Here is a 321-nt window from a genome sequence, read left to right as displayed (position 1 = left end):
GCGGCGCGCTGGATGAGGGGCAGCTTGTGCCGGTGCTGCGTCAGGCCGCCGGGGGGTTGAATTTCTACAATCACTCCTTCTACGATCTGCGCCGCCTGACTCAGGATGCCAAGAGCATCGAACTCAATTTCAACAATTATCTCAACAGTTACAGCCAGAATGTGCGCGAAATCATCGAGAATTTCCAGTTGGAGAAGATCATCGCCAAACTGGTCAAGAATGATTTGCTCTATATGCTGGTGGAAAAGTTCACCGAGGTGGATTTAAGTCCGGGGGCCGTGACCAACCACGAGATGGGCTATATCTTCGAGGAGCTGCTGC

The 321-nt window shown here is 52.6% G+C and carries 1 protein-coding gene and 1 pseudogene (1 of these 2 only partly in view); both read left to right on the top strand.

All coding sequences use genetic code 11. The annotated features are described in order from the left end of the window. Positions 1-60, top strand: a pseudogene (locus HN413_00085) (type I restriction-modification system subunit M N-terminal domain-containing protein); it begins 180 nt to the left of the window's first position. Further along, a partial coding sequence (locus tag HN413_00080) for an SAM-dependent DNA methyltransferase (protein MBT3388785.1) occupies positions 27-321 on the top strand: 295 nt, incomplete at its 3' end. The pseudogene HN413_00085 and the gene HN413_00080, both read left to right, overlap by 34 nt.

This window comes from Chloroflexota bacterium, assembly GCA_018648225.1.
In the GTDB taxonomy this organism is placed as follows: domain Bacteria; phylum Chloroflexota; class Anaerolineae; order Anaerolineales; family UBA11858; genus NIOZ-UU35.
This window is presented reverse-complemented; position numbering and strand designations above follow the sequence as displayed.